General features: G+C 68.9%; 8 protein-coding genes and 1 pseudogene. 6 read left to right on the forward strand and 3 right to left on the reverse strand.

All coding sequences use genetic code 11. From position 1 onward, the window contains the following. The 3 genes from ACOADB_RS24250 to ACOADB_RS24260 form a co-directional block, all read left to right on the forward strand. Positions 1-721: septum formation family protein (locus ACOADB_RS24250; protein ID WP_378604839.1), on the forward strand; the 721-nt coding region annotated here is incomplete at its 5' end. Further along, positions 718-1,401 (forward strand): DUF4190 domain-containing protein, encoded by a 684-nt coding sequence (locus tag ACOADB_RS24255; protein ID WP_378604842.1) that lies wholly within the window; start codon positions 718-720, stop codon positions 1,399-1,401. The genes ACOADB_RS24250 and ACOADB_RS24255, both read left to right, overlap by 4 nt. Further along, positions 1,398-2,054: a septum formation family protein gene (locus ACOADB_RS24260; protein ID WP_378604845.1), complete on the forward strand. Its 657-nt coding sequence runs from the start codon at positions 1,398-1,400 to the stop codon at positions 2,052-2,054. Before ACOADB_RS24255 ends, ACOADB_RS24260 begins: the two co-directional genes overlap by 4 nt. Before the next feature lie 18 nt (positions 2,055-2,072). On the opposite strand, the gene ACOADB_RS24265 is transcribed toward ACOADB_RS24260, so the two are convergent. Next, a complete protein-coding gene (locus tag ACOADB_RS24265; protein WP_378604848.1) occupies positions 2,073-2,408 on the reverse strand; it encodes a hypothetical protein in 336 nt (111 codons plus the stop codon). Between the two features lie 148 nt (positions 2,409-2,556). Beyond that, positions 2,557-4,497, reverse strand: a complete 1,941-nt coding sequence (locus ACOADB_RS24270; RefSeq protein ID WP_378604851.1) for a TIGR03960 family B12-binding radical SAM protein — start codon at positions 4,495-4,497, stop codon at positions 2,557-2,559. 82 nt (positions 4,498-4,579) lie between these two features. On the opposite strand from ACOADB_RS24270, the gene ACOADB_RS24275 reads away from it, so the two are divergent. Genes ACOADB_RS24275 through ACOADB_RS24285 form a run of 3 tightly spaced genes read left to right on the forward strand, consistent with a single transcriptional unit; the run spans position 4,580 to position 7,498 of the window. Further along, entirely contained in the window at positions 4,580-5,698 is a 1,119-nt protein-coding gene (locus tag ACOADB_RS24275; RefSeq protein ID WP_378604854.1) for a calcium:proton antiporter, read from the forward strand. After that, positions 5,695-6,582: a hypothetical protein gene (locus ACOADB_RS24280; protein WP_378604857.1), complete on the forward strand. Its 888-nt coding sequence runs from the start codon at positions 5,695-5,697 to the stop codon at positions 6,580-6,582. Before ACOADB_RS24275 ends, ACOADB_RS24280 begins: the two co-directional genes overlap by 4 nt. 43 nt (positions 6,583-6,625) lie before the next feature. Then, positions 6,626-7,498 (forward strand): hypothetical protein, encoded by an 873-nt coding sequence (locus ACOADB_RS24285; RefSeq protein WP_378604860.1) that lies wholly within the window; start codon positions 6,626-6,628, stop codon positions 7,496-7,498. 19 nt (positions 7,499-7,517) lie between these two features. Here ACOADB_RS24285 and ACOADB_RS24290 read toward each other — a convergent pair. Continuing rightward, positions 7,518-7,802 (reverse strand): annotated as a pseudogene (locus ACOADB_RS24290) (hypothetical protein); the annotation flags it as partial.

Raw genomic sequence — 7,802 nt, forward strand, 5'->3', positions numbered from 1 at the left:
CGCACGGGCGGGCGACTGCATCGACGTCAGCGACATCGACATCTGGAAGGCCGAGTGCGACGAACCGCACGACGCCGAGGTGATCCACGCCCAGCAGTTCGACGACACCCTGGTGGACCAGTACGTCGACATGGACGTCTCCGAGCTCTGCGCGCGGCTGACCGAGACCTCCGGCTACACCGACGACGTCCGACGGGGCAGCTACGAGCTCTCCACGTGGGTGGACTCATGGGACGTCGAGCAGCCGGAACCCGGGGACAGCCTGATCTGTGTCGCGGAGCCGCTCGACGGCGAGAAGCTGGACGCTCCGCTCCCCCGCGACGCGAGCCCTGTGCAGACCGGGACGGAGACTGCGCTCTACGACCTGCAGGTGGGTGACTGCTTCAACGAGCCGGACGGGCTCGGCGAGGACGATCTGATCGGCTTCGTCCGCGTGGTTCCGTGCAACCAGGGCCACGAGCTCGAGCTCACCTCCGTCGTCCTCGTCCCTGCCCCGGAGCCTGGCTATCCCGGCGACGCCGTCATCGAGGAGCGCGCCGAGGAGTGCCTCAGTCGCTTCGCGGCCTACCTGGACATCCCGTACGACGACTCCCGCTACGAGTCCACCTACTACTCGCCGACCGAGGAGTCGTGGGACCACGGCGACCGGACCATCTTCTGCGTGGTCGCTGACCCCGACGGCGAAGACCTGACGAAGTCATTGAAGGGAGCCGCACGATGAGCGGATTCAACCCACCGCCGTACGAACCGCCTGTCGGTGGACCGCAGGGTGAGTACGACGCGTACAGCACCGGCAACCCCTACGCGGGGAATCCGGCACCGACCGCCACGGACGGCGTGTCGATCGCCGCACTGGTCTGCTCGCTGACCTGCTGCGCGGCACCGGTCGGCGTCGGCCTCGGCATCGCGGGCCTGGTCCGCACCAGCGGGGGCAAGCGCTCCGGCCGCTGGGCCGCCATCACCGGCCTGGTCGTCGGCTCACTGATCATGGCCGGCGGCCTGACCTTCTTCGTGTTCGCGGCGATCATGGGCTCCAAGACCGTGTTCCCGGACGAGGCCTCGGTCGGACAGTGCATCGGCTGGGACCTCTTCGACGACCCCGAGAAGGCCAACTGCTCCGAACCGCACTACGGCCAGATCTCGTCGGTCGGCCGGTTCAGCGCCGAGCAGGCCGACCGTTTCGACGAGCAGTCCGTCGGTAGCTTCTGCGCGAGCCTCGCGCCGGACCAGCGGTACCTGGACGCCGTGGACACCGGCGAGTTCAGGTTCGGCATCGAGACCGACGCCTTCGACGACGACGAGCCAGAAGAGGACGACGCGTACTTCTGCTACGTCGAGCGCGTCGACGAGGAGCAGTTCGACGGGGCACTCCCCGCGGCCGGATCGTCGACCGGCGCATGAGCAACGACCAGCCCACCGGCGACACCCCGCTGGGGTGGACCGGGCTCGGCCTGTCCCTGGCATTCTTCATGCCGCTGTTCCCGTTGTTCGGCGCGGTCGTCTCCGTCGTTGCGCTGGTCCGGCGTCGATTCCGTCCGCGTTGGGTGGCCGCCCTCGCCCTGGCCCTGGGCCTGGTCTTCACCGCCGCCCAGGTCTCGTTGGTCGCCCTTGCGGTGAATGAGGCGAACGACAAGACCGCGACCGGGTCCGATGACGAGCCGGACGAGCCCGTCATGGCCGACGACCTCAAGGTCGGCGACTGCTTCAACGACCCCGTCCTGCGCGGCCTCAAGCCCGACGAACCGGGCAAGGCCCTCGGCGAGCTCGAGGTGCTGGACTGCTCGCAACCCCACGACTTCGAGGTCTATGGAGCCTTCGAGCTCAAGGGCGACGGCCCCTTCCCGGGCGAGAAGGCCATCATCAAGAAGACCGACCGCTGCCTTCCCCTCTTCAGGAAGTACGTCGGCGTGCCGTACCGGAAGTCGATGTACGACGGCTACAGTTACTACCCCAGTGCGGACACCTGGGTCTTCGCCGACCGGACGATCACCTGCGTCCTCGCGCACCCCAAGCTCAAGCCGATGAAGCGCAGCGTCAAGAACACCAGGCGCTGATTCCGACTGGGCGAACGATCATCCGTCTCCTGACGCGATCGGTTGGCCTCGGCGCCAGCCCTCGATCTGTTCGCGGTCAGCGGCACGAATCCAGAAGGATTTCTCACCAACAACGAGTCGCTCGAACTTGCCCATGACGTCGCGGTGTCGGTATTCGACCTCGTCGATGTCGGCGCTCGTGAGGACCTTCGTCGGTCGTCCCCACTGAATCGTCCATACCTCGACCTCACGGCCTCGAAGCACGACACAGCGGTGCAGTGTGAACAGACCGTGCCCCCACTGCAGACCGGTGGGACGCTCGCCCGTCCACGCAAGGACAAGGTCATCGATCTTGTGACCGTCCTGGCCGAACATCCGGCGGAGACTCTCTTCTGTCGAGATCACGCGCCGTCACTCGCCGTTCCTGGTCGGCAAGCGTTGCTCATTGCGCACGAAGGCGATGGTGGCATGGCCCGACAAGGCTCACCCACACCCAACGTGCATAGCCTGCGCTCTTGGTCGCTCAGACCACAGACAGCGGCAGCAAGGTCTTGCCGGTCGGGCCGATCTGGATCTCGGTCCCCATCTCCGGGCACACGCCACAGTCGTAGCACGGCGTCCAGCGGCAGTCCTCGACCTCGACGTCGGAGGATCCGTCGCCGACGGCGAGGGCGTCCTCCCAGTCGGCCCAGAGCCAGTCCTTGTCGAGGCCGGAGTCGAGGTGGTCCCAGGGCAGGATCTCGTCGTACTCGCGCTCGCGGGTGGTGAACCAGTCGAGGTCGACACCGGTGCCTTCAAGGCCGCGCTCGGCAGCAGCGACCCAGCGCTCGTAGGAGAAGTGCTCGCTCCAGCCGTCGAAACGGCCGCCGTCGCGCCACACCTCCTCGATGATCGCGCCGACACGGCGGTCGCCGCGGGACAGGAGTCCTTCGATCACACCGGGCTGGCCGTCGTGGTAGCGGAAGCCGATGGCGCGGCCGTAGCGCTTGTCGGCACGCACCGTGTCGCGCAGCTCGCGCAGGCGACGGTCGGTGGTCTCGACGTCGAGCTGGGCGGCCCACTGGAACGGGGTGTGCGGCTTCGGCACGAACCCGCCGATGGAGACGGTGCAGCGGATGTCGTTGCGGCCCGAGACCTCGCGGCCGGTCGCGATCACGCGCTTCGCGAGCTCGGCGATCTGCAGGACGTCCTCGTCCTGCTCGGTCGGCAGGCCGACCATGAAGTAGAGCTTCACCTGGCGCCAGCCGTGGCTGTACGCCGCTGCGACGGTACGGATCAGGTCGTCCTCGGTGACCATCTTGTTGATCACCTTGCGCATCCGCTCGCTCCCGCCCTCAGGCGCGAAGGTCAGGCCGGAGCGGCGGCCGTTGCGGGAGAACTCGTTGGCGAGCGTGATGTTGAAGGCGTCGACCCGCGTCGACGGCAGGGACAGCGAGACGTTGGTCCCTTCGTACCGGTCGGCCAGGCCCTTGGCGACCTCACCGATCTCGGTGTGGTCGGCGCTCGACAACGAGAGCAGCCCGACCTCCTCGAAGCCGGTCTTCTTCACGCCGTTGTCGACCATCGCCGCGATCGTCTCGATCGAGCGCTCGCGCACCGGGCGGGTGATCATCCCGGCCTGGCAGAACCGGCAGCCACGGGTGCAGCCACGGAAGATCTCGACGCTGAACCGCTCGTGGACGGTCTCGGCGAGCGGGACCAGCGGGTTGCGCGGGTACGGCCACTGGTCGAGGTCCATCAGCGTGTGCTTGCGCACCCGCTCCGGCGCCTCCGGGTGATTGGGTACGACGGCCGCGATGGCCCCGTCCGCGTCGTACTCGACGTCGTAGAACTGCGGCACGTAGACCGAGCCCGAGACGGCCAGCCGCCGCAGCAGCTCGGTGCGCCCGCCCGGACGCCCCTCGCCCTTCCACTCGCGCACGACCTCGGAGATCTTGAGCACGACCTCCTCGCCGTCGCCGAGCACGGCGGCGTCGATGAAGGCCGAGACCGGCTCGGGGTTGAACGCGGCGTGGCCGCCGGCGATGACGACCGGGTGGTCGTCGGTGCGGTCGACGGCGTGCAGCGGGATGCCGGCCAGGTCGAGCGCGGTGAGCATGTTCGTGTAGCCCAGCTCGGTCGAGAAGCTGATGCCGAAGAGGTCGAAGGCACCCACGGGACGGTGGCTGTCGACCGTGAACTGCGGGATCTGCTTCTCACGCAGCAGCTTCTCCATGTCCGGCCACACCGAGTACGTGCGCTCGGCCAGGATCCAGTCGCGCTCGTTGAGCACTTCGTAGAGGATCTGCACGCCCTGGTTGGGCAGGCCGAGCTCGTAGGCGTCGGGGTACATCAGCACCCAGCGCACCTCTGTCTCGTCCCACTCCTTCGTCACCATGTTGAGCTCGCCGCCGACGTACTGGATCGGCTTGGACACCGACAGCAGGTGGGGCTCCAGCTGGGGGAAGACGGACTCAACGGACATGGGACCGATTCTACGGTCCGACCCGGGCGCTGCAGGCATCGTCGGGGAGGGAGCGCTGGGCCCCGCCCGTAGGATCCGCTCCATGAGTGCCTCCACCACGGGACGACTCGGGTGGACGGTCTTCACGCCGCCCGTGGCCGCGATCGTGCTCGCCTTCTCCTGGGGCACCCATCCCCCGCCCGCCGTGGCCGCCCTCATCGGGGTCGCCCTCATCGGTGCCGTCCTGGCGGGCGTGCACCACGCGGAGGTCGTCGCCCACAAGGTGGGCGAGCCGTTCGGCTCCCTGCTCCTCGCCGTGGCCGTCACGGTGATCGAGGTCGGCCTGATCGTCATGCTGATGGTGTCGGGGAACGGCGAGACAGCGACGCTGGCACGCGACACCGTGTTCGCGGCCCTGATGATCACGCTCAACGGCATCGTCGGCATCGCCCTGGTCGTCGCCGCCCTGCGCCACCACCTGGCGACCTTCAACCCCGAGGGCACCGGCTCGGCGCTGGCCACCGTGATCACCCTCGCCGGCCTGACGCTCGTCGTCCCGGCCTTCACCACCAGCGAGGCCGGCCCGTTCCTCACGGGATCCCAGCTGACCTTCGCCGCGCTCGCCTCGCTCGTGCTCTACGGGTCGTTCGTGTTCACCCAGACCGTGCGCCACCGGGACTTCTTCCTCCCGAACACGGTCTCCACCCCGGCAGGCTGGACGGCCGACAACGACGCCGACGGCGACGGGCACGCGGACCCGCCGACGACCCGCGAGGCCTGGATCAGCCTCGGACTGCTGGTGCTGTCGCTGCTCACCGTCGTCGGCCTGGCCAAGGTCGAGTCCTACTCGATCGAGGACGCCGTCGACTGGTTCGGCTTCCCGCATGCCGTCGTCGGCGTCGTGATCGCTCTGCTCGTGCTGGCGCCGGAGACGATCGCCGCCGTACGCGCTGCGCAGCGCGACCGCGTGCAGATCAGCCTCAACCTCGCCTACGGATCGGCGATGGCGTCGATCGGCCTCACCATCCCGGCCATCGCCGTTGCGTCGATCTGGCTGGAAGGCGAGCTGGCCCTGGGCCTCGAGCCGATCCAGCTGGTGCTGCTGATCCTGTCGGCGGTCGTGAGCGTCCTGACCGTCGTACCGGGGCGGGCGAAGCCGATGAACGGCGTCGTCCACCTCGTCCTGCTCGCGGCCTTCCTGCTGCTGACCGTGGCGCCATGACCCGACGAGCCCTGGCGGCGCTGGCCGCCGTGACCGTCGCACTCTCCGTCGCCGGCTGCTCCGACGAGGCACCCGCCGACTCCGACCGGATCGTGCTGACGCCCCCCTCGGAGGGCGCCGACCACACCCACGCGCCCGGCCAGGAACACGCGGCAGCCGCACCGATCGGGGACGGCACCACCGCGACCGCAGGCGGCTACCGGATGACCGCGGTGACGGTGCCGGCGGTCGGCAAGCCCGGCGACGTCACCTTCCGGATCCTCGACAAGACCGGTGCGGCCGTCACGAAGTACGTCCCGGAGCAGACCAAGCTCCTCCACCTGTACGTCGTCCGGTCGGACTTGAGCGGTTTCCGGCACCTGCACCCGGAACTGGGCGAGGACAGCACCTGGCGCGCCCGCGCCGACCTCGGTGCCGCAGGTCCGTGGCGCGTGGTCGCCGAGTTCACGCCGGAGGGCGCTGGCCAGCCGCTCGTGCTCGGGACGACGGTCGAGGTCCCCGGTGACTGGGAACCGGTCGCGGTGCCCCGCGGCGACGCGGCGACCACCAGCGACGACGGCGTGGTCCGGGTGCGCCTGCTGGGTGCCGGCACCGTCAGCGAGAACGGCCGGCTGCGCCTCGCGATCACGAACCTCGACGACCAGCCCCTGACACTCGGGTCCTTCCTCGGCGCTGCTGCCCACCTCACCGGATTCGCCCTCGACTCGAAGGGCTTCGTGCACGTGCACCCGTACGGCGCCCCCGAAGTGACCGACGACGGCACGGTCCTGACGTTCCACACGACCTTCACCCAGCCGGGCGACTACCGAATGTTCGTGCAGGTGCGGGTGGACGGGCTGCTGCACCAGGTCCCTGTGACGGCCACCGTCGACGCCGCCCCGTAGATTTCCCTCCACGCCAACTTCCATGCCCGACCGCAGGAGACCCATGAACCTCAGGCCCGCACGTACCGCGATCGCCGTCCTTCTGACCTCCACCCTGCTCCTCGCCGGCTGCAGCGACGACGGTGACGGCGACAAGTCGGGCAGCAAGCCGATCGGCGGTTCCTCCAGCGACACCGGCGCGAGCGAAGCGACGTCCGGAGCCACGACCGGGGACAGTGCGTCGTCGGACGGTGGCGCCGGCTCGTCGGACCTCGACAAGGACACGTTCTTCACGACCGTGATCCGTGCCCAGCAGGACGCGGGCAGCTTCCGGTCGAAGTCGACCACGTCGACGGCCGGCATCACCACGGAGCTCAACTCCGAGGCGATCTACGAGGACGGCGGGTTCCGGGGCCACGCGAAGAGCACCGCGTCCAGCCCGCAGCAGATCGAGACCGTCATCGCCAACGGCGTCATCTATCTCAAGGGCGAGGGCCTGGGCATTCCCGCCGGCAAGTGGCTCAAGTTCGACCCGAAGGACCCGGAGAACGCCGACAACCCGCTCGCGGGCATCGCCGCCGCGGCGGACCCCGAGGTCGCACTCCGGGCCATGGGCAAGCTGGACGCGCTCGAGCTCGTCGGCACCGAGACGGTCAGCGGCGTGAAGGCCCGCCACTACAAGGCCGTCATGGTCACCTCGAACTACGTCAAGGAGCTCGGTCTCCCCGCCGAGGTGGCCGGCATCCTGCCGCCGAAGCTCCCGTTCGACATGTGGGTCGACGGGGACGACCGTCCAGTGAAGTTCAGCATCGAGTTCGACATCCAGGGCAACACGTCGAAGAGCGTGCAGACGTACTCCGACTACGGCGTGGACGTCGACATCACCGCACCGAAGGACGCCGACACCGTCAAGTACTCCGAGCTCGGCAAGGGCTGACCCGGGGCAGGCCTGCTGGTCACTCGACCAACAGGTCCACCGTGGTGACCGGGCTGGTGAACTCGTCCGCCCGGACGCTGACCTGGAGCACCCACGTCCCGGGCGTCGGGAACACGACGTCGGCGACATAGGTGCCCGTTGCGGTCGGCACGACCGGTATCTCGCCGAGATCGACCTCCGCGTCGCCCGATCGCAGGGCGACCGCCGGGACGTCATACAGGTCGAGGGGCTCGCCGGAGGTGTCCTGCACCTGGACGATCAGCCGGCGCTGGAGGCCGGAGCCGGCGTCGAGCACGGCGAGGAC

Origin of the sequence: Nocardioides sp. CPCC 206348, from assembly GCF_048654705.1 — a bacterium.
Taxonomy (GTDB): Bacteria; Actinomycetota; Actinomycetes; order Propionibacteriales; family Nocardioidaceae; genus Nocardioides.